This is a genomic window from Patiriisocius marinistellae, assembly GCF_009014635.1.
Classification (GTDB): Bacteria; Bacteroidota; Bacteroidia; order Flavobacteriales; family Flavobacteriaceae; genus Patiriisocius; species Patiriisocius marinistellae.
Genome location: NZ_BKCF01000004.1, coordinates 212,674 through 232,638 on the forward strand (window position 1 = coordinate 212,674; position 19,965 = coordinate 232,638).

The following is a 19,965-nucleotide window of genomic DNA, read 5'->3' on the forward strand; positions in this document are numbered from 1 at the left end:
TTGTATACTTAATAGACGCATCAATCTTAATTTTGTTACAGTACTATGCAAAACAAAGTACTGTTAATTTAATAATCATTGATTATCAATCACTTAAAAGACGTGTAAATTTTAAAACTGTTACAATTTATAATTAATATACTATTATGTAAACATATTAAGGTTTAAAAAACACCTACGGTTTACCTAAAACACAGCCAGATTTTTTACTATTATTATAGTTATCCTAATAAGTTAAATTCTAAATTAAAATAAACAGACTTCTATTTCTTCTACATTAATAGACGCTATATTTTGAAAAATGGTTGCCTGAGATTAAAAATTTTATATAATCAACTGTAACATTTTTTTAATGTGAAACTCTTTAGTGTAATCCAATTTAAATTTCAGAAAATGAGAAGAATAATCATCACCACTTTAGTAATATTTTCACTTATATCATGTATTGAAAAAACAACTCATGAATCATCAAATGGCAAAGCCGAAATTTTAAATACTGAAGAAAAAGTTACAAATAAAACTATTTTTAAAAGTCCATCTGAATTTTTCCCAAAGGAAAAAACACAAGTCTTAGTTGTAGGAACATTCCATATGGATTACCCTGGATTAGATGAACACAAAACGACAAATGAGGACAAAATAGATGTTTTAAAAGATCCTAAAAAAGCTGAAGTTAATGAGCTTGTAGATTACATTAAAAAATTTAATCCTACTAAAATAGCAATTGAAGCAGGCCCAAGCTGGAGTGCGACTAAAAAAATGAATGAATATATTGCTGGTAAACACCGTGATTCCCGCGATGAAAGATTTCAAATTGCAATGCGAATTGCAAATGAGCTAAAGTTAGATACTATATACAGTGTAAATTCTAGGGCATTATCAAATGACTGGTATGTAAAAGATTCAATTTCGCTAGGTAAAATTATTGGAGATTTAAATTGGGATTATAAGAATACAATGGAAGGAAATTATAAAGAATGGTACGCCTATAATGATAAAATGACTAAAGAATCAAATTTATTAGACTATTTTAAATATATGAATAGTCCAGAATCCCATCAGTATGGGTATGGTTCTTATCTTGATGGTTGGTTTAAAAATGAAAATAATCAAGGAGCAGACTATTTAACAATATGGTGGTACAATCGAAACGCTAGGATTTTTAGAAACATTATAGGTATTACAGAAAGCGCAAAAGATCGCATCATGGTTTTAATGGGAAATGGGCATGCCGCAATTCTTCGTCAACTTATAGAAGCGTCACCTGAATATGACTTTGTAGAATTTAATAGTCTTTAAAAAAAATTAAGCAAAATGACCATCTCTTTTTCATTTTGCTTAATTAATATAAAACTTTTTAAATTTTGAATATATTATTTTTTTAAAAAAAGTACAAGTCCTAAACATCCAAGAATAATAAAGATAATTGTAGAATTCATATTTGCTTTTTCTTCTACAATTTCAACAAATTCATTGTTTTGAATCGCTAAAGACAAACGGTGCTCATTAGCATTATTCATAATAAATTTATTTTTAGCAAAGTTTTCTTTCAAAATTACTAATATACTCTGGCTCTTATAAATATCCTCAAATACTTTATTCTCAACGGTAAGACTTTTAAGTTCTGTAGGAATTCCTGAAATCTCAAAAATAATTTTAGTTTCATGACCTAATTGTACAACTCCGTTATTTAAAGTTAACTTCTCACCATTGTTAAAGCGCATATCAAAATTATCGTCAATATGTTCTAGTAGCATTTCATTAAACTCTTGGGGAGTTTTATAAGGTGTATCAGCAAAATGTTTTTTTACTTCTTTTTGACATGCCGTTAAGGAAGCATTTATTTGAAGCACCCATACATTTGGTTCTTTTTCTATTAAGACTGCTGACGATGCCTCTGGTTGATGCGAAAAACCCGACAAAGAATACAACCCTAGTAATAATATTAAAATATACTTTTTCATTATTAAGTTTTTTTAATTTGCATAAGCACCTTTAAGACCATTAATAAAATTGTTATTTCCTGCTGCATCTACATGATAATGGTAACCACGAGTATCATCTGTATGCCCAAGTAATTCGTCTAATTCTGTTGCCGAATTACCATTTACATCATTTAATTCATAAATTCCATGACCATCCAGTGCATAACCTATTAATGCCGCATGACCATCAGTTTGTGTTACTTTACTACTAAATCCTGTTGCAGCATGATAATGATATCCTTGATGCACATTAATGTGTCCCCCAGCATCATCAAAAGGTGCAAGCGTATAAGCTCCCAGAATGTTATCAACTGGTGCGGGTGCAGAAAATTCTATACCATTAAGAGCTATACCACGGGTTGAGGGAATATTATTCCAAGGACCACCAGGACCTCCTCCGGGCCCTGTAGCAAAAAGTACTGAATTATCTTGAATGACGGGTGTAATTGGAATTACAAATGTTTGAGATAAATCTGTAATGTAAGATGGTAAACATTCTACACAAAAGTTCTCATATTCTTCGCCAACGTTTGGGTTTGCTGCATTTATACAATCTTCTTCAGTTGCAGTAATAAATATGTCTCCATTAGCATCATACATTAACCAATTATCATCATTATAAAATGTTGCCATATTTTCTATAAAGGCGCCATCTACATCATAAACCTCCCCATTTTCCAGCCATATTCCACCTGCCTCTGCATTGTCAGCAATATTTGTAGGGCACCAAGGTCCCATTTGATGGTCACTAGGTGTACTTGTTGTTACTATTTGATAACATTCTGTGGTTGTGCCATCAGAAAGTGTACATGGTATTGTAGTTACTGTTACTGAGTTTGTAAAATTTGATTCATCAACATTTACTACAATTGAGTTGTTTGCTTCTGTACTTGTGTCGTCGCTTGAACAGGAAACACAACTAAATAAACCCATAGATATGATTACTGAGCATAGCATAGATAATTTTAAAAAAAATGTTTTCATGATTCTCCTTTTAATTTAATTGTTAAGATTTGCTTTTTTTGAGGATTAATTTTGCTTTTCAACCTTTAATGTATTTACATCTAGGATTAACTGTGCAATAGATGCTCTATTTAAACCATTATAAATACCTCTAATATGTTTATTTTTATCAATTAGCAAAAAGTTTTCAGTGTGTAAAAAATCATTGATATTCTTAGGTTCTCCTAAATCATTTTCAACAAAATAATGATCTCTTCCCAATGTGTAAATATGTTTTTTATCTCCTGTTACTAAATGCCATTTATTATCAACCACACCATGAGTTTTAGCATATTCTTTTAAAACAGAAACTGAATCTGTTGAAGGCATTACAGAATGAGAAAGTAATAGTACATCTGAGTCTTTTTTAAACCCCTCTTGCAATTTATACATGTTATCTGTCATTTGTGGACAAATTCCTGGACAAATTGTAAAAAAGAAATCTGTTATATAGATTTTATTTTCAAAGGTCTGTTGAGTTATAGTGTCTCCTAATTGATTGATTAATTTAAAATCAGGAATTTTATGAAAATTCTTTTCCTCTTTACTTCCCGGAGTTAACCAAATTGGTGTAAAAGACTTATTATTATAAAAAGGTAAAAATTCAACTCTACTTGTTTCAACAATTTTTTTATTTTCCTTTTTATTATTTTTCTTACAATTTGTAAAAGAAATAAGGACTAAAAAAATTAAAAATTTACTACTATATTTCATCTTTAATAATTTTTTCACTCTCTAATTTATAGCAAGAATTTGCTCTTCGCATGCCAAAAACTCTTCCGTTTTTAGCTTCATAATTAACATACAAAGTTCCATTTTGCAACCAAGCTTTTTGTAAGCCTTCTTCATTACCATTAACTAGTTGCCTTTGTTTTGCTAGTTCGCCTGTGGGATACCATTCTTTTTCAACTCCTTGTTTTACTCCATTTTTATAATTTGTTTGTAAAGCTAATGTCCCATTTTCCCACCAGGCTTTATAAACACTATCTAATCTATTGTTTTTATAAAAAGACTGAATACGAAGAACTCCGTTTTCTGACCATTTCCTCACGATACCCTTTCTTTTTCCATTTATATAACCAATTTTTTCACCTAAAGTGTCATTAGTATGATATTTAAGAGAATACCCATTGAATGGTTCATTTTTATAATACCACTTTCCTTCTATTTGATTCAGAATTAAATCATGTTTTAAAATTTCCGAAGCATTAATAACATTTGTATTTTCATCTAATTTAATTGTAACATTAGAAGCCTTATTACATGAAATGAAAAAAAACAGTAAAATTGTTATTAATAGAATAGCCCTCATGTTTTCTAAATTAATACCCTTGATAAGGACCTGAAAATGCAATGTATGAACCTGTATTAGAATACAATTCATTTATAATATGATAGTGATATTCTTCTTCACCTAAAGTATATTGGGTAGTCGTTGTATGACCCCCAGAAGCATCTAAATCATTAGGATAGCTACCTGTACTATTACATTTTCTACCATAAAGAAAAACTCCATCAAGAAGAATTCCCACAAGATTTTCATCATCATCTGTAAATGCCTTAGGCTCTAAATGATAATGATAAACGCCTGGTCCTATATGAGCACCAGTCCAATCTAAGCTTGCGGCAGCTTGATCTAAAGGTCCGCCACCTTCTTGGTCATTAAATATAGAAACACCACTTACAGCAATACCAATGGTATTAAAATTAGTAGAAATGGTATTTCCAGTTAGGTTAGGAGTTGCATCTACAGTAATGCTAGTTGCATTATTATTACTTGACATAATTGAAGGAGTTAAATCTACATCTGGTTCGTCTCTATAAAGTGGATGCCCCTCTCCCCAATAAACAGTTTCGTGGTTAGGTAATCCTGTTGTTTCTATAATAACGTTTGTTCCGTCTAAATAAATAGTCGTTGCTTCAGGATTAAAAGCTGAGAACGCCGCATGAAGTTCTGTTACAATATCATCGTCCGCTTCTTGTGTTGTTGATTCATCACTTGAACAGGATACAAAAACTGTTATTGTTATTAGAATTAACGACAAAATTTTAAATTCGTTTTTCATTTTTTTTCTGTTTTAAAGTTAGTTATTGCTTTTAAAGCACTTATACTAGAATTTATTTCAATTTCAAAACGTGATCCTGCTGGAACAAAATGGGAACTTATTGCTTTTGATTTTTTCAATTTCATAATCTTTAATTTTTTATAATATTTGATTACTTGCTCGTATTTTACATCAAATGTAATCAGCATTTACATGCATATTTCATATAATCAATGAGTAACTTTTAACTTTAAGTGAATTGCAGGTTTTATTATGTTAAATGGAATTTGCAAATTGTTTGAAAAAATTTAGTTTCTATTTTTTCAGTTTCAGTAATAACTCCTCAATTAATAGCACTAAACAAAAAAGCTTCGCAATTACTTACGAAGCCTTATTATAATAATCAATTAATATGAAAACAATTGAATTCTTAAATCACGTTTCCTCTATTTTTAATTATACATTACAAAATAAAAATAGAGGAAATTATAAGTTTATTCCATTTCAATAATTCCAACAACTTCATAAGCTCTGGCGTCATCTACTTGTATTTTTTCGTATAAAATATTTGCATATTCATAATAGGTCAATTCATCTATTGTTACTTTTTCATAATCATCTGGCAACTCATATACTATGGTTCCAATTTCGGGATCAATTACTTCATATTGATTATTTATTTGTATATAGAATATTCCGTGGGCATTGTAATAGTTGTTGTTATTATAACGAACTATTTTAAAATTTACAGGTAAGGTTTTAATTCTAAATCCAACTTTTGGTGCAACGGGAATATATCGACCTCTGGATTGTGTATAATATGTATTATTTCCATAGTAATAGTTTTGATTATTATGTTTTACTATCGTCTTATTTGGTACACTTCTAACTGAAACCACCTTTTTTTGTGGTGTTTTATAGGTTACTCTACTTTTTGGTATACTTCTCTTAGCATTAGCTTTTTTTAAACTAGTATTTGTAATTTTAACAGCTTTTTCTTTTGCAGTAGAGTTACGATTTATTTGTGCTAAAATTTGTGCTGAAAAAGCTACTATAAATAACGACGGCAAGACAACCTTTTTGATAAATGCTTTCATAATTTTTTTAGTTTTTTAAAGATTATAATTTCTTATTTCTATCAATATATAACATCTTATTTTGTATTGATAAATTAAAAGTATGAAGATTAATTACTAAAAAATACTGAAATAGACGAACTCCCAGATTGTATCTACCATGATGTAAATTTTATAGAACTGGACAGAAATGTTCTAAAAATTAAGCGAATTATTGTTTATAAAAGCTAAAAATTTTGATTTGTATTGTTCTGAAACTGTAATGCGTTGTTTATTAATTATAATTTGACTACGTTCTATTACTTCAATACTTTTTAAAGCTACAATAAAAGAACGATGTACACGCATAAATTGGGTTTCAGGTAATTCTTCCTCCAGAGATTTTAGGCTCATCAACGTTAAAATAGGCTTTGGGTTGTCTTTCAACCATATTTTTATATAGTCTTTAAGCCCTTCAAAATATAAAACATCTGCGAGTTTTATTCTTAATTGTTTGTATTCAGATTTTACAAAAAGGAATTCCTTTTCTTCGGAAAGAATACTTTTTCGAACTCCTTTAAACAACTCAAACCATGTGTTTGCTTTATTAGCTGCAGCAAGAAATTCTGCATAATCAAAAGGTTTTAATAAATAATCTATAGCTTCAACTTTAAAACCTTCTAACGCATAATGATCAAAAGCAGTAGTAAAAATAACACGCGTTTCTTTTGGCAACATTTTAGAGAATTCAATACCTGTTAAATCAGGCATTTGTATGTCTAAAAACAATAAGTCTACAGGATTGTTTTTAATAAACTCCATAGCTTCAATTGCGCTACTACACTTTTGTTTTAGATCTAAAAAAGGTGTTTTCTCCACATAACTTTCTACTAAATTTAAAGCCATAGGCTCATCATCTACAATAACACAAGATATTTTTAGGTTGCTCATAATTTAGTTGGTTTCAATTTCTAATTGGGCTACAAAACGCGATTCTTTTGCAAAGGTTTTAAAACTGTTTTTGTTTGGATACAACAATTCTAATCGTTTTTTAATATTAGGAAGTCCTATTCCTGAGCCGCTTTTATCTTCGGTTTTCTTCGGAAAGTTATGATTTTCGATAGTAAATAAAACTGTTTGATTATCACACGTCATATTAATATCAATAGTACTTGCTTTACTAGCGGAAACACCATGTTTAAAAGCGTTTTCAATTAATGAAATAAATAATAAAGGTGCAATTTTAATTCCAGTTTCAGCAGAAGGAAAACTATAATTAACAACTGTTTTGTCAGACACACGAAGCTTCATAAGCTCGATATATTTTTTCATAAAATCTATTTCCTTTGATAAAGCAATTGATTCTTCGCTTGTTTCATATAACATATATCGCATCAACTTACTCAAACTATGTATTGATATTTTGGCTTGATCTGGCGAAATATCTACCATAGCATAAATATTATTCAATGAATTGAAAAAGAAATGCGGTTGTAATTGGTAATGTAAATGTTGTAACTCTGACTGTAATTTAAAATTAGTAGCTTCCTTACGTTCTGCTTCTGTTTTCACCCAACGTTTTGTTGTTTTTACTGCAATTGAAAACAATAAAGGTGCCATATAAGATACCATTTGAACGTAAATAAACATCTTAAATGGTGGACCAGAACTATCACTACTATTTGGCCGTTTTTTAGCAATATCTTGAAAAAAAGCACCTTCAAGCGCTTCCTTAAAATAAATGAATAACGCAATGCAAATCACATTAATACCTACAAACCAAACTGTTTTTTTTGTAAATAAAAACTTATCTATTAGCACAAAATAATTGAGATAAAATAATACAGCAGATAGCACTAACGGAATCCAAAAATGAATAACCACTCTATCAATGTCTTGCTCTTGACCGTAAGACAATAAGTAGGGCATACTAAATAGCACAAACCAAACTAGAATGTGAGATAACAGTGTTATGTTTTTATTTTTAATCATAAGTTTTTTATTCGTAACGTAACGCGGTTATTGGATCTAAAGCTGAAGCTTTTCTGGCAGGATACCATCCAAAAAAGATACCTGTTATTGCACAGACTGCAAAAGAAATTACTATAGAATACAAAGCTACACTTGTAGGCCAATTTAAAAAGTTTTCGATAAAAACTGTGGCTCCAAGTCCTAAGATTACACCAAGCAATCCACCAGTGATGCTTATTAAAATAGCTTCGATTAAAAACTGCATTAAAATATCCGATCCTTTGCCACCAACAGCCATACGCAAACCAATTTCCTTTGTTCGCTCTTTTACAGAAACGTACATGATATTCATAATACCAATACCACCAATTAGTAACGATATACTTGCAACTGCAACTAATAGTACGGTTAGCATTTCGCTAGTAGAACTAAAGGTTGAAATTAATTCTTCCATAGAACGTACACTAAAATCATCCTCTTCAGCATCTAATAATTTATGCTCAGTTCTTAAAATTTCTGTAACCTGAGTTACAGCATCAGCAGCATCATCTTCACTAATTGCAGAAGCTATAACTTGATTTAAATAGTCTATTGCCAGAATACGTTTTTGAACCGTTGTATAAGGCGCAATAACCACATCATCTTGATCTTGACCAAAGGTATTTTCTCCTTTTTCTTCTAGAACACCAATAACTTTAAATGGAATATTATTAAAACGAATCATCTGTCCAACAGGCTCTTGACCATCTGAAAATACATTATCGACAACCGTTTGCCCTATTACTACAACTTTTGAAGCCGATTGGACATCTACATTCGTAAACATACTACCGCTTTGCAGTCCAACAACTTTAATCTCTAGATAATCTGGATTAACACCATAAATTGTAGAAGGCCAGTTGTTAGAGCCGTTAATAACTTGTCCACCACCATTTACAACAGGTGTTACATAACTTAATAAATCGGCTTGCGCTTTTATCACTTCGTAATTTTGAAGCGTTAATGTTTGCACATCTCCTCCACTACCTCTAGCTGGACCTCTATCGTCTGCTCCTGGTTGTATGGTAATCATATTTGAACCCATATTTGAAATGGTAGAACGAATACTTTCTTTAGAACCTTCACCAATAGCTAACATAGCAATTACAGACGCTACACCAATGATAATACCTAACATAGTCAGCAAGGTTCTCATTTTATTAAGGACAATTGCCTTAAAAGCAATTTTTATTAAATTTAATAGTCTCATAATTAATCGTCTTGTTTAGGCAGTTTAGCTAATTGCTCTGCTGCAGATTGTACTTTATGATTTTTATAGTCTTGCATGATACTTCCATCTTTTAATACAATAGTTCTGCTACTAAAAGTGGCTATATCAGGCTCGTGTGTAACAAAAGTGATGGTAATCCCTTTTTGATTTAGCTCCTGAAACAGCGACATAATTTCGTACGATGTTCTTGTGTCTAGGTTTCCTGTAGCTTCATCTGCCAGAATCATTACTGGATTATTTACCAAGGATCTTGCGATAGCAACACGTTGTTGTTGTCCTCCTGAAAGCTGCGAAGGTGTATGATGCAATCTATCTCCTAAACCAACCATTTCTAATGCTTTTATAGCACGTTCTCTGCGCTCTTCAGTTGACACTTTACTGTTATATAACAAGGGTAATTCTACATTTTCTATTGCAGATGTTCTTGCTAATAAGTTATAAGATTGAAATATGAATCCTATCTTTTCGTTTCTTATGGTTGCTAATTCATTTCGGCTTAAAGCCTTAACACTTACTCCATCAATTTCATATTCACCAGAGGTTGGTTGATCTAAACACCCTAAAATGTTAAGCATCGTACTTTTTCCAGAACCACTAGATCCCATTATGGTAACAAATTCGCCTTCTTTTATATTAAACGAAATTCCTTTTAAGGCATGTACCGTTTCGGTTCCCATGGTAAACTGACGTTTTAAGTCTTCTATTTTAATAATGTCTTTACTCATGGCTTTTATTTTTTCTTGTTTCCTCCTGGACGTTGTGGCATAAACGGACTTTCGTTTGCTCCTGCTGGTCCTGAAGCTTCTGCTTTTGATACACCTTTTAAACTATATACTAGCTCATCACCTTCATTAACTCCGCTTAACACTTGTACATTTACTCCATCACTAGCGCCTAATGTTACTGTTTTTGGTGTTATACTTCTATCTTTTCCTAATACCCAAAGTGTAGTTTCTTTTTTTGAAGCTGTACTAACATTGTTTGATAAGTTATGATGTGTATTGTAAGACGCTAATGTTTCAGTTTCTGGAGTAAAGTTTATGGCTTTAGCTTCCGCAGTTAACACATCATTTAATTCCAATGTGAAAATTGAAATGGTTGCTGTTAACCCTGGTTTTAGTTTTAAATCTGGATTGTGTGCCTTAATAACCACTGTGTACGTTACTACGTTTGAGGTAACTGTTGGATCTAAACGAACTTGTGTGACTTCACCTTCAAAAGTTTCGCCTAAATAAGCATCTACTGTAAAGGTTACACGTTGTCCTTCTTTTACATTTCCAATATCTGCTTCATCTACATCTGCTTCTACTTGCATTTCTTTTAAATCTTGAGCAATTGTAAATAAGGTTGGCGTGCTTAAACTTGCTGCAACGGTTTGTCCTTCGTCTATAGCACGAGATAATACGACACCATCAATTGGCGAATAAATATTTGCATAACCTAAATTGGTTCTAGCCGATTGTAAGTCTGAATAACGTTGAGTTACTGTACCTTTAGCAGTTGCATAGTTAAATGCAGCATTATCAAAATCTGATTTACTTATGACTTGATTATCGTATAATGTTTGTTGTCTGTCGTAAATAGTTTTGGTATAATTCCTTTGGCTTACAGCATTATCGTAAGCTGCTTGTGCTTGTGTTTTTGCAGCATTTAAGTTAGTTTTATCTAATTCTGCAATAAGCTGACCTTCTTTAACAACGCTATTATAATCTACATAGATTTTCTCGACAACTCCAGAAACCTGTGTACCAACTTCTACTTGTGTAATTGGCTCAATAGTTCCCGTTGCAGTAACCATAGTAGTTACATTATTTATTTTTGCTGTAACTGTTTTAGGCTCTATAACAATAGCATCATCAATTTTCATAAAACTGAATGCTATAATAGCAAGTATCACTAATACTACGCTTCCTAATATAATTTTCTTTTTAGTTTTCATAATTCTGTTAATTAATTTTAATATCGTTTCCTTGGTAAAATTGTAATAATTGGTGGTATAAAATATTTAAGTATTTTGCTTGCAAATAGTTTTGTTGAGTATTTGTAAATGTGTTTTGACTTATTACTAAATCGGTTGTACTTAAATCTCCTAATTCATACTTTTTTTGTGCTAACTTATAACTTTGCTCTGCTGCTGCTTTAGAAGCTTCTGACGCTACTAATTGCTCTTGAGCAGAAATTGCATTTTGGTAAGCAGTTTCAACTTTTTTATAAACTTCTTTTTCCGTAGTTTGCTTTTGTATTTGGGCTTTTTCAATATTTATAGTCGCCGTTTGCACCTCTGCTTTTGTTTGGTTTCTATTAAAAATTGGAATCGTTAACGATAGCCCTAATTTCTGATTAAAATTAACATCAAACTGATCTGAAAATGTGTTATCATTTATACTTGTGTAACCAGACCCAATGCTTCCTGTTAATGCTAATGTTGGTAAAAACCCACCTTTAGCAATGTCTAATTCTTTTTCGCTTGCTGCAATATTTAAATTACTAGTTTGTATTTCTGGCAAAAAGCCTAAGGCATTATTATAGATTTCGTTTTTATTAAGTTCTAAGTTTATTAAATCTATATCATCGTCTATACTTTTAATTTCAATAGTATCTAAAGGCGATAATTCTAATAATTGTTTCAATTGAATGATGTATTGCTGGTAATCGTTTTTAGCTGCAATTACATTGTACTTATTTGTTGCTGCTTGACTTTGAGCTTCTGTATAATCACTTAATGCAATTGTTCCTGCATCTAATCGTGCTTTTGCTCTTAGCACTTCTTTTTCTGAAGCATTTACATTATTTTCTGCAATAGCAATACTTTCTTTACTATAAAGCGTTTGTAAATAAATTTCTAAAATACTTAGAGCTATATTATTTTTTTCTACTTCCTCTTGGTAAAGACTCTGCTCTAGAAACAATTTATTCTGTTCTATTTGATTGCTAATTTGATTACCCTGAAACAAAGTCATTGAACTATTTATCCCAACATTTGTACTGTGAATTTGATCTGTAACAAAGTTGCTTGTAATTGGATCTATAGTACTTCCGTTAGAAAAGCTCTGCGATGCACTACCAAATAAATTAGGTAGCCTAGACGACTTCGCTTTGCTATAATCTACCTCTGCGATACTTTTATTTAACGCCGCATCTTTAACAACTATGTTATTTTCTAGAGCATAATCTATAAGCTCTTCTAAAGACCACACTTTTCCAGTTGTAGTTGGTAAGCTTTCTTGCGCAAACGATAATTGCACAAAAATGAAACTTGCTATGATGATATATAATTTCATTGTATTGAATGTTTTGATTTAACACTTCAAAGGTGAAACTATATGATTATCTATAAAAAAGTAATAGATGTACTAGGCTTTTGACTATATGAATGATACAATTTTATCGATGAGAATTTTATGCATTATTGTTCAAAATAAATCTAGGTATTTTTATTTATAAATTTCTATGTGCATATATTAATATCTTTATTCTTATTTAAAACCAATTCATATTTTATGAAGATAATTCCTGCTTTAGTTTAACAGCAAGTGTTTCAGTCTTTTTACGCAAATCTTTAGCATAATTTAAGAGTATTTCAGTTTGTAATAATCTATCGATAATACTATTTTGATATTCCCTACTATTTAATAGCGTTTCATAGTTTGATTGTTGTCCAAATGTTCTAATCTGATTAAAGTTTTCATCAACCTTTGACAACATATCTGAAAGCGAAATATGTTTTTCAATAATCGGTTTTAATTTATTTGTAACGATATTCCCTATATTTATTTCTTGACTTTCAAATATTTTAATCTCGTTAGGATATTCTGCAATTAAAACTTTTAAAGATTCATTTTCAAGAAATTCAAATTTATTTGTATTATTTATAGAATTTAGTGCATCATTTCTCAAATTTGTATATCTAAATTTCATTTGTACAATTATATCCTTTGTTTCTTGTGTCAATTTGTTTGATTTTACCCCCACATAATTGAGTGTATTTTGAAGAGATAATGTATTTGTATTATACCTAACAATTGAGCTATCTAGAACATTCAAATTTGTACGCAATTCATCATACAAACTTTCGTATATTTTCACCTCAACTATTCTATTTTTTCTAATATCATTTAAATTATTAATTTTCCAGGCAATTGAAATACCAATTACTATTAAGAGAATTTCTCCAAGAGCGTATAACAGGTAACTTTTAAATTTTCCAGATTCAATTAATTTTCTTCTAACTTTCCTAAACAACTTCATAATTAATATTTATTTACATATACTTACTTCATTGAAAAAGTTGGCATGAAAGATTATCATATTTCTCAGCGTTTTTTTTATCAGGAATATATTTTTTGACTAAATTATAAAACCCAAATAATGAACCTATTAATTAATTTTTAAACTTATAGTCTTTTACTATCTCAAAAAGCTTCACAATTATTTGTGAAGCTTTTTCCTATTGTAACCTACTCAATATTTTTTTTACTTTTTATAAAAATATGTAAGGTTTTTACTCGTTAAGTAGAATGGCTAATTCAAATTATGAGTACATCCCAACTTCTTTTTATAAAAATCGCTGTTGAGATAATTTATGATGGTTATTAGTTTTTCTGAAATATTAAATAATTACTAATTGTGCTTTGGTCTTCCATCTTGTGGCGACCGCCCACCACCTGGAGGTCGTTCTCCAGGTGGTAGTCCATGTCGCTCTTCTTCAAATTCACCCATTAAACAACGTGGTATATATGGGTAGCTATCTGTAACTAAATAAGCGTAAGTTCCATTTATAGTGGTGCCGTTACAAGCATCCAAGTCTCCCAATTTCTCTACATATTCCCAGTCTGAAACAAACGTACCATCTGGATGACTTTCATCTATTTCTACTTCAAATTGATTGCCTGGTCTGCTATATTCACAGTCCTCTCCCTCACGATTATTATCGTATAACTTATAACTAGGTGTATAAGCACCACTTTTAGAATAATACATTGCAAACCCATCTTTCGCAAAACCAATGTGAACAAGATCATTACCCGTATCAAATTTTTCTATAATAGAAGTTGGTGTCCCATGGTAGTGATAAGCACCAGTAGGTTGTACGTGGGCGTTATTAAAATCCAATCCCATAGCAATAAGCTCTTGTTTTGCCTCAACTCTGTAACGTTCTCCACTTTCACATATAACTACCTCAGCAGTTTCGGGTTCAAATTTCACTCCGTTCAAAGCAACACCTGGCTCCCTAACCCATTGTGCTTTGCCAGTAAATTTTGGATTAACAGGCAATAAGTATGATTTATTTTGAGAGGAAATTGTATTAGGATTTCCTTCATTAGGAAATGTCCCAGTTTCATGATTAGGTAATGCATTTGTTATTATTTCACGATGACCATCTTTAATTGTAACTACAGTTCTTGTACCATATTGATTATCATTCAATACGTAAGAACCAAAATAATTTTCTTCAATTTGAGTATGTGTATGGGTATCCTCCCCATGTGTATGTAAAGCTAGGGTAGTAGGATTTTTACATCCAACAATTAATCCCCAAATTGCTAATAACACTAAAAATTTTATATCTTTTATTAACTCCATTTTAAATCTTTTTTTTTAAAAATTGAAGCCCTGCATTTGTTTACAGGACTTCAACTAACTAAACAACAATGAAAATTAAATTTCTTTTTTATTAATTATTTAAAATAGCTAATATTAGTTTGAGCGTCTCTCTTTTCTTTTAGGCTTGGGTGCATCTTTGAATTCCTTTTCCGTAATAAAACCGTCTTCATCCGTATCTATTTCTGTAAAATTTTCTTTAAGTGGTCCTTTAAGTTCATCCTTTGCAAGTTTTCCGTCTTCATTAGCATCTAATTCTTCTACAAGCTCTGCGAATGTTGGAGGCGCTTTTCTATCATTACCTCTTTGCTTTTGTGCATTTGAAAACGTTACAAATGCTAAGCAAAATAATGCTACTAATACGCCTCTTTTTAAGTTTATCGATTTCATATTTTTAAATTTTAAGTTCATTATTATGACTACAAATATGCATAATGGTTGAATAGAGAAGTTGAAACTTCAATAAATGAACTCTTGTTTTAAGTGAACACCCATTGAGATACTGCGAACAATTAAATTCACCAGTCTAAAACACTAAAAATTGAGAGTTTACTGAAAAATTATTCACTTTATTTGCAGTATGAACAAACATAAAAGATATGTCTCACAGGTCCTGCTTTGGTTAGGAATCTATTGCTTATTATGGGTGTACAGTGGAAATGATGAGATGTTTTTGCAAGCAAACAGCCCTGCATTTATATCACAAATTTTCCTGCTTTTTGGATTGATTTATTATGCAGTTCCTATGTTTTTATTTAAAAAAAAATATTTACTGTTTTTTGTTTCAACTATACCTTTAATATTGATTGCTGCCTTAGTCACATCAGAAATAGGGCCTCAACCTCCGGCTCATTTGCCAAGACTAGAAATAGGTGGTCCACCTAAAAATCTACCATCCCGTTTTTTTGTAAACTTATTAATTCTTAGCATTTCTTGTGTATCTGCAGTGCTTTTAGAAACGTTTATTTATGCACAACAAAATGAAAAAGCTATTGCCTTTGCAAAAGCCGAATTAATGGAAAGCGAGTTAAAATTTTTAAAAATGCAAATCAATCCTCACTTTTTATTTAATGCACTTAATAATATTTATGCACTTTCAGTTATAAATTCTGAAAAAACGCAAGAAAGTATTAGTACACTCTCTGAAATGCTACGATATGTTATCTATGATTGTGAACAACCTAAAGTTCCCCTAAAAAAAGAATTAAATTATATCATAAATTATATTGAACTTTTTAAATTAAAAAGCAGCAAAAATTTTAATATTTCATTTACTAAAAATGTAATAGATGAAAATGTAATAGTAGCTCCAATGTTATTTATACCTTACATTGAAAATGCATTTAAACATAGTGGTATCGAGAAAGGAAGAGATAATTTTATTTCTATTTCACTCACACAAAGCGAAAAAAAGATTGAATTTATTGTAGAAAACAGTAACCTATCTTCACAAAGCCCAACAGATACACAAGGAGGAATTGGATTGCCAAATGTTCAAAAAAGATTAGAAATTTTATATCCTAATAAACATATTTTAGAAATTTCAAGGTTGAATGTTTTTAAGGTTTACCTAAAATTATTTATAGAATGAATGCCATAAAATGTATTATTATAGATGATGAAGAATTAGCTAGAAAGCTTATTGATACTTACGTAGATAAAATAAATTACTTACAATGTGAAGGCACCTTTGAAAACCCTGTAGAAGCATTATCATATATAAAAAAAAATACAGTTGACTTAATATTTTTAGACATACAAATGCCTGATTTAAAAGGGACTGATTTTGCCGATTTAATTTCAAAATCGAATACACGTATTATATTTACGACTGCATATTCTGAATATGCGTTACAGGGTTTTGAATTAAATGCACTAGACTACTTAGTAAAGCCTATAACTTTTAAAAGATTTTTGAGTGCTGTAGAAAAATTTCCAAAATCAGCAAAATTATTAGATGACACTATTACTATTAAATCTGGTTATGATCTTCACAAAGTAATTACTAAAACAATTATTTTTATTAAGAGTGATAGTGAATATGTCCACTACCATATTGAGGATGGAAAAAAAATTATGGCTAATCAGTCTCTTAGTAAGTTAGAGGCTTCTTTACCAAATTATTTTTTGCGTGTACATAGGTCATATATAATTAATAAGAATAAAATTACGGGATTAAAGGGAAGGGATTTATTACTTTCAGATCAAATAATTTCAGTTAGTGATAGTTATATTGACAAGGTTAAAAAATTATTTATTTGAAATTATGCTAGAGATAAGGCCCAGCTGTGAGCAATGCAATAAAGCACTATCCTATAATACGACAGACGCGATGATTTGTACTTTTGAATGTACTTATTGTAAAGAATGTGCTTCAAAAACATTTAAAAATACATGTCCTAATTGTGGTGGTAATTTTACTCAAAGACCCATTAGACCTAAGCATTTATTAGAAAACTATCCTGCTTCTACAACGATTGTTTTTAAACCAAAACAAATCAAATAAATGGTATTTTGAAGGAAACTAATATTAAAGGTTATATACTTCCCTTAATTGTAATTGCTCAATTTTGCTGTACATCATTATGGTTTGCTGGAAATTCAATTATAGAAAATTTGGTTTCAAATTTTGGGATTTCATTAAATTCTATGGGCATTTTAACCTCAAGTGTTCAGCTAGGGTTTATAATAGGTACACTTAGTTTTGCAGCGTTAACTATTGCAGACAGATTTTCTCCTTCTAAAGTATTTTTAACTTGTGCCATAGTAGCCGCACTGTTTAATTTTGGGATTTTATGGAGTGGCAATACATTAATTACTTTACTGCTATTTAGATTTGGAACAGGGTTTTTTTTAGCTGGCATTTATCCTGTGGGAATGAAAATAGCCGCAGATTATTTCAATAAAGGTCTTGGAAAATCATTAGGTTATTTAGTAGGCGCATTAGTTTTGGGTACTGCATTTCCTCATGCATTAAAAAGCTTAGGTGTTTCATTTAATTGGGAATATATAATTTTAACCACTTCAACACTTGCAATAATAGGCGGCTTTATAGTAGGCTTTATTGTACCTAACGGTCCCTATCGTCAAACTGGACAACGTTTAAAATTGACAGCATTTTTTTCAGTTTTTAAAGATTTAAAATTTAATAAAGCAGCTTTTGGTTATTTTGGACATATGTGGGAGTTATATGCATTTTGGGCTTTTGTACCGTTTATCATTTCGGCATTCAATGAAACGCAAACGAATGAACTCCATATATATCGCTGGTCATTTTTAGTGATTTCAATAGGTAGTCTGGGTTGTGTTTTAACAGGATATATTTCAAAACAGATAGGAACAAAAAAAGTAGCGTTTATTACGCTACTAGTGTCAGGAATTTGTTGTGGTCTTTCTCCTATATTGTTTCATCTTCCCGCTTATATTTTTATACCATTTTTATTACTTTGGGGATTTGTGGTAATTGCAGATTCACCCGTTTTTTCGACAATGGTTGCACAAAATGCCATACCAAATTTAAAGGGATCAGCCCTTACAATTGTTAATTGTATAGGTTTTTCAATCTCAATAATAAGCATCCAATTACTGGCTTTTCTTTCTGAAATTGTACAACCTCAATACCTTTTTCTCATTTTAATACTAGGGCCAATTTTTGGACTCTTTAGCTTGAGAAATAACTAAAAAATTTAATAAATTTTGAGCCCATTTTCAACTTTGAAATTGGGGTTTAATAATGTAACATCCTTTCCATTTACCGCTCCAAGAACTAAACACTCACTCATAAACTTACCTATTTGTTTCTTCGGAAAATTTATAACAGCAACAATTTGGCTGCCCAATAAATCCTCTTTAGTATACAAAGAGGTTATTTGCGCAGAGGACTTTTTAATGCCTAGCTCTTTTCCGAAGTCAATATGTAATTGATATGCAGGATTACGAGCTTCTGGGAAATCATTTATAGTAATAATAGTTCCTACGCGTAAATCTATTTTTTCAAAATCACTCCAAGAAATCTCACTATTTTTCATGTGTTATTTTCAATTTCTCTAACATCTCTGGCGATATTGCAACTCCATTTGCACTATAATTGTCAACAAGTAATCCTTTTTCATTGCTTTTTGTTTCAATAACATATAAGATTGAGCTGTCTCCAGGGTTTGTCATACCTTCAAAACGATAGTATTTTACAACTTCAAGCTCTCCTGCCTTCCATTGTTTTTTTAATCCTTTTGATTCTATTCCCTCCTCTACAAGGTTGAAATCTGTAGTGTAACCATCATTTTGTAAATCTGCTATTGCAGCAGTTAATGTATCATATCCATTTTCCATAGTAGTTGTTTTGATTAAAGATACGAGTCAATGGTGTAATGCAAAAGAATTTATAAAATGTTTAGCATTTAAAAACAGCTCGAAAAGTGTAACTTTAACCTATAAATGTCAACTTATTTTAATTAAAATTATGTCTCTCACTCCTTCTACAATGTTACCATTAAATACGCTAGCTCCAAATTTTGCATTACTTGATACTGTTACAATGAATCCTGTGACGCTACAGGGTATTCGTGGAAAAAAAGGTACTGTTATAATGTTTATTTGTAATCATTGTCCTTTTGTTAAGCATGTAAATGAAGAACTTGTTCGTTTATGCAATGACTATAGGGTAACAGGATTTGGTTTTGTAGCGATAAGTAGTAATGATGCAGAAAAATATCCTCAAGATAATCCTGAAAAAATGTGGAAAACTGCTCGTGAAGAAGGGTATCCATTTCCATACCTCTATGATGAAACACAGGAAGTTGCTAAAGAATATAAAGCAGCATGTACGCCAGATTTTTATCTTTTTGATGAGGATTTAAAATTAGTGTATCGAGGACAATTGGACAATTCTCGTCCTGGAAATGGAATTCCAGTAAACGGAAGAGATTTGAGAGAAGCTATGGATGCAATATTAAATAATAGTCCACAGAGAAAAGACCAAAAACCAAGTGTGGGCTGTAATATTAAATGGAAGTAATTTCTTCGGAAATGAGGTTTTA

24 protein-coding genes are annotated in these 19,965 nt (G+C 30.7%); 6 read left to right on the forward strand and 18 right to left on the reverse strand.

The genetic code is table 11. From position 1 onward, the window contains the following. Window positions 1-393: 393 nt before the first annotated feature. Window positions 394-1,299, forward strand: a complete 906-nt coding sequence (locus tag GB234_RS11315) for a DUF5694 domain-containing protein (protein ID WP_235906123.1) — start codon at window positions 394-396, stop codon at window positions 1,297-1,299. A 74-nt stretch (window positions 1,300-1,373) separates the two neighbouring features. Here the strand turns inward: GB234_RS11315 and GB234_RS11320 are convergent, their stop codons facing one another. The 16 genes from GB234_RS11320 to GB234_RS11390 all read right to left on the reverse strand — a co-directional run bounded on the left by GB234_RS11320 (window position 1,374) and on the right by GB234_RS11390 (window position 15,319). Beyond that, a complete protein-coding gene (locus GB234_RS11320; protein WP_151894678.1) occupies window positions 1,374-1,964 on the reverse strand; it encodes a DUF6702 family protein in 591 nt (196 codons plus the stop codon). 12 nt (window positions 1,965-1,976) lie between these two features. Then, window positions 1,977-2,969: a YHYH protein gene (locus tag GB234_RS11325; RefSeq protein WP_151894679.1), complete on the reverse strand. Its 993-nt coding sequence runs from the start codon at window positions 2,967-2,969 to the stop codon at window positions 1,977-1,979. Between the two features lie 45 nt (window positions 2,970-3,014). Next, on the reverse strand, window positions 3,015-3,701 hold the full coding sequence (locus GB234_RS11330; RefSeq protein WP_151894680.1) for an SCO family protein: 687 nt from the start codon (window positions 3,699-3,701) through the stop codon (window positions 3,015-3,017). Further along, window positions 3,691-4,299 (reverse strand): toxin-antitoxin system YwqK family antitoxin, encoded by a 609-nt coding sequence (locus GB234_RS11335; RefSeq protein ID WP_151894681.1) that lies wholly within the window; start codon window positions 4,297-4,299, stop codon window positions 3,691-3,693. The genes GB234_RS11330 and GB234_RS11335 overlap by 11 nt, the downstream gene beginning before the upstream one ends. 10 nt (window positions 4,300-4,309) lie before the next feature. Next, window positions 4,310-5,053, reverse strand: coding sequence for a YHYH protein (locus GB234_RS11340; RefSeq protein ID WP_151894682.1), 744 nt, complete (start codon window positions 5,051-5,053; stop codon window positions 4,310-4,312). Continuing rightward, the gene (locus GB234_RS15280) at window positions 5,050-5,178 is read right to left on the reverse strand and encodes a hypothetical protein (RefSeq protein ID WP_262714112.1); all 129 of its coding nucleotides are present in this window, start codon (window positions 5,176-5,178) and stop codon (window positions 5,050-5,052) included. The genes GB234_RS11340 and GB234_RS15280 overlap by 4 nt, the downstream gene beginning before the upstream one ends. 348 nt (window positions 5,179-5,526) lie before the next feature. Continuing rightward, window positions 5,527-6,129 (reverse strand): DUF6515 family protein, encoded by a 603-nt coding sequence (locus tag GB234_RS11345; protein WP_151894683.1) that lies wholly within the window; start codon window positions 6,127-6,129, stop codon window positions 5,527-5,529. Between the two features lie 174 nt (window positions 6,130-6,303). Then, on the reverse strand, window positions 6,304-7,038 hold the full coding sequence (locus GB234_RS11350) for a LytR/AlgR family response regulator transcription factor (protein WP_151894684.1): 735 nt from the start codon (window positions 7,036-7,038) through the stop codon (window positions 6,304-6,306). A 3-nt stretch (window positions 7,039-7,041) separates the two neighbouring features. Beyond that, complete coding sequence (locus GB234_RS11355; protein WP_151894685.1) at window positions 7,042-8,079, reverse strand: sensor histidine kinase; 1,038 nt, start codon at window positions 8,077-8,079, stop codon at window positions 7,042-7,044. Between the two features lie 7 nt (window positions 8,080-8,086). Continuing rightward, a complete protein-coding gene (locus GB234_RS11360; RefSeq protein ID WP_151894686.1) occupies window positions 8,087-9,307 on the reverse strand; it encodes an ABC transporter permease in 1,221 nt (406 codons plus the stop codon). Window positions 9,308-9,309: 2 nt separating this feature from the next. After that, window positions 9,310-10,053, reverse strand: a complete 744-nt coding sequence (locus GB234_RS11365) for an ABC transporter ATP-binding protein (protein ID WP_151894687.1) — start codon at window positions 10,051-10,053, stop codon at window positions 9,310-9,312. A gap of 5 nt (window positions 10,054-10,058) precedes the next feature. Beyond that, complete coding sequence (locus tag GB234_RS11370; RefSeq protein ID WP_151894688.1) at window positions 10,059-11,267, reverse strand: efflux RND transporter periplasmic adaptor subunit; 1,209 nt, start codon at window positions 11,265-11,267, stop codon at window positions 10,059-10,061. A 7-nt stretch (window positions 11,268-11,274) separates the two neighbouring features. Then, window positions 11,275-12,609, reverse strand: a complete 1,335-nt coding sequence (locus GB234_RS11375) for a TolC family protein (RefSeq protein WP_151894689.1) — start codon at window positions 12,607-12,609, stop codon at window positions 11,275-11,277. A 217-nt stretch (window positions 12,610-12,826) separates the two neighbouring features. Then, window positions 12,827-13,576 carry a hypothetical protein gene (locus tag GB234_RS11380; protein WP_151894690.1) on the reverse strand — a complete coding sequence of 250 codons (750 nt, stop codon included), beginning with the start codon at window positions 13,574-13,576 and terminating at the stop codon, window positions 12,827-12,829. Between the two features lie 372 nt (window positions 13,577-13,948). Further along, window positions 13,949-14,911, reverse strand: coding sequence for a YHYH protein (locus tag GB234_RS11385; protein WP_151894691.1), 963 nt, complete (start codon window positions 14,909-14,911; stop codon window positions 13,949-13,951). Between the two features lie 114 nt (window positions 14,912-15,025). Continuing rightward, a complete protein-coding gene (locus GB234_RS11390) occupies window positions 15,026-15,319 on the reverse strand; it encodes an EF-hand domain-containing protein (RefSeq protein ID WP_151894692.1) in 294 nt (97 codons plus the stop codon). A gap of 190 nt (window positions 15,320-15,509) precedes the next feature. On the opposite strand from GB234_RS11390, the gene GB234_RS11395 reads away from it, so the two are divergent. The 4 genes from GB234_RS11395 to GB234_RS11410 are packed head-to-tail and all read left to right on the forward strand — an operon-like array spanning window position 15,510 to window position 18,610. Next, a complete protein-coding gene (locus GB234_RS11395; RefSeq protein ID WP_151894693.1) occupies window positions 15,510-16,520 on the forward strand; it encodes a sensor histidine kinase in 1,011 nt (336 codons plus the stop codon). Beyond that, window positions 16,517-17,191 (forward strand): LytR/AlgR family response regulator transcription factor, encoded by a 675-nt coding sequence (locus GB234_RS11400; RefSeq protein WP_151894694.1) that lies wholly within the window; start codon window positions 16,517-16,519, stop codon window positions 17,189-17,191. The genes GB234_RS11395 and GB234_RS11400 overlap by 4 nt, the downstream gene beginning before the upstream one ends. Window positions 17,192-17,195: 4 nt before the next feature. Beyond that, window positions 17,196-17,435 (forward strand): DUF1272 domain-containing protein, encoded by a 240-nt coding sequence (locus GB234_RS11405; protein WP_151894695.1) that lies wholly within the window; start codon window positions 17,196-17,198, stop codon window positions 17,433-17,435. Window positions 17,436-17,443: 8 nt separating this feature from the next. Next, window positions 17,444-18,610 carry an MFS transporter gene (locus GB234_RS11410; RefSeq protein WP_235906125.1) on the forward strand — a complete coding sequence of 389 codons (1,167 nt, stop codon included), beginning with the start codon at window positions 17,444-17,446 and terminating at the stop codon, window positions 18,608-18,610. Between the two features lie 5 nt (window positions 18,611-18,615). Here the strand turns inward: GB234_RS11410 and GB234_RS11415 are convergent, their stop codons facing one another. Both GB234_RS11415 and GB234_RS11420 read right to left on the reverse strand, forming a co-directional pair. After that, window positions 18,616-18,957, reverse strand: coding sequence for a tRNA-binding protein (locus GB234_RS11415; RefSeq protein ID WP_151894696.1), 342 nt, complete (start codon window positions 18,955-18,957; stop codon window positions 18,616-18,618). Next, window positions 18,947-19,258: a phosphoribosylpyrophosphate synthetase gene (locus GB234_RS11420; protein WP_151894697.1), complete on the reverse strand. Its 312-nt coding sequence runs from the start codon at window positions 19,256-19,258 to the stop codon at window positions 18,947-18,949. Before GB234_RS11420 ends, GB234_RS11415 begins: the two co-directional genes overlap by 11 nt. A gap of 130 nt (window positions 19,259-19,388) precedes the next feature. On the opposite strand from GB234_RS11420, the gene GB234_RS11425 reads away from it, so the two are divergent. Further along, entirely contained in the window at window positions 19,389-19,943 is a 555-nt protein-coding gene (locus GB234_RS11425; protein ID WP_151894698.1) for a thioredoxin family protein, read from the forward strand. Window positions 19,944-19,965 lie beyond the last annotated feature (22 nt).

What these genes read in the sequence shown, in the direction of transcription:
- GB234_RS11315 (WP_235906123.1), top strand. Translation starts at nt 394, where the DNA reads ATGAGAAGAATAATCATCACCACTTTAGTAATATTTTCACTTATATCA.
- GB234_RS11320 (WP_151894678.1), bottom strand. Translation starts at nt 1,964, where the DNA reads ATGAAAAAGTATATTTTAATATTATTACTAGGGTTGTATTCTTTGTCG.
- GB234_RS11325 (WP_151894679.1), bottom strand. Translation starts at nt 2,969, where the DNA reads ATGAAAACATTTTTTTTAAAATTATCTATGCTATGCTCAGTAATCATA.
- GB234_RS11330 (WP_151894680.1), bottom strand. Translation starts at nt 3,701, where the DNA reads ATGAAATATAGTAGTAAATTTTTAATTTTTTTAGTCCTTATTTCTTTT.
- GB234_RS11335 (WP_151894681.1), bottom strand. Translation starts at nt 4,299, where the DNA reads ATGAGGGCTATTCTATTAATAACAATTTTACTGTTTTTTTTCATTTCA.
- GB234_RS11340 (WP_151894682.1), bottom strand. Translation starts at nt 5,053, where the DNA reads ATGAAAAACGAATTTAAAATTTTGTCGTTAATTCTAATAACAATAACA.
- GB234_RS15280 (WP_262714112.1), bottom strand. Translation starts at nt 5,178, where the DNA reads ATGAAATTGAAAAAATCAAAAGCAATAAGTTCCCATTTTGTTCCAGCA.
- GB234_RS11345 (WP_151894683.1), bottom strand. Translation starts at nt 6,129, where the DNA reads ATGAAAGCATTTATCAAAAAGGTTGTCTTGCCGTCGTTATTTATAGTA.
- GB234_RS11350 (WP_151894684.1), bottom strand. Translation starts at nt 7,038, where the DNA reads ATGAGCAACCTAAAAATATCTTGTGTTATTGTAGATGATGAGCCTATG.
- GB234_RS11355 (WP_151894685.1), bottom strand. Translation starts at nt 8,079, where the DNA reads ATGATTAAAAATAAAAACATAACACTGTTATCTCACATTCTAGTTTGG.
- GB234_RS11360 (WP_151894686.1), bottom strand. Translation starts at nt 9,307, where the DNA reads ATGAGACTATTAAATTTAATAAAAATTGCTTTTAAGGCAATTGTCCTT.
- GB234_RS11365 (WP_151894687.1), bottom strand. Translation starts at nt 10,053, where the DNA reads ATGAGTAAAGACATTATTAAAATAGAAGACTTAAAACGTCAGTTTACC.
- GB234_RS11370 (WP_151894688.1), bottom strand. Translation starts at nt 11,267, where the DNA reads ATGAAAACTAAAAAGAAAATTATATTAGGAAGCGTAGTATTAGTGATA.
- GB234_RS11375 (WP_151894689.1), bottom strand. Translation starts at nt 12,609, where the DNA reads ATGAAATTATATATCATCATAGCAAGTTTCATTTTTGTGCAATTATCG.
- GB234_RS11380 (WP_151894690.1), bottom strand. Translation starts at nt 13,576, where the DNA reads ATGAAGTTGTTTAGGAAAGTTAGAAGAAAATTAATTGAATCTGGAAAA.
- GB234_RS11385 (WP_151894691.1), bottom strand. Translation starts at nt 14,911, where the DNA reads ATGGAGTTAATAAAAGATATAAAATTTTTAGTGTTATTAGCAATTTGG.
- GB234_RS11390 (WP_151894692.1), bottom strand. Translation starts at nt 15,319, where the DNA reads ATGAAATCGATAAACTTAAAAAGAGGCGTATTAGTAGCATTATTTTGC.
- GB234_RS11395 (WP_151894693.1), top strand. Translation starts at nt 15,510, where the DNA reads ATGAACAAACATAAAAGATATGTCTCACAGGTCCTGCTTTGGTTAGGA.
- GB234_RS11400 (WP_151894694.1), top strand. Translation starts at nt 16,517, where the DNA reads ATGAATGCCATAAAATGTATTATTATAGATGATGAAGAATTAGCTAGA.
- GB234_RS11405 (WP_151894695.1), top strand. Translation starts at nt 17,196, where the DNA reads ATGCTAGAGATAAGGCCCAGCTGTGAGCAATGCAATAAAGCACTATCC.
- GB234_RS11415 (WP_151894696.1), bottom strand. Translation starts at nt 18,957, where the DNA reads ATGAAAAATAGTGAGATTTCTTGGAGTGATTTTGAAAAAATAGATTTA.
- GB234_RS11420 (WP_151894697.1), bottom strand. Translation starts at nt 19,258, where the DNA reads ATGGAAAATGGATATGATACATTAACTGCTGCAATAGCAGATTTACAA.
- GB234_RS11425 (WP_151894698.1), top strand. Translation starts at nt 19,389, where the DNA reads ATGTCTCTCACTCCTTCTACAATGTTACCATTAAATACGCTAGCTCCA.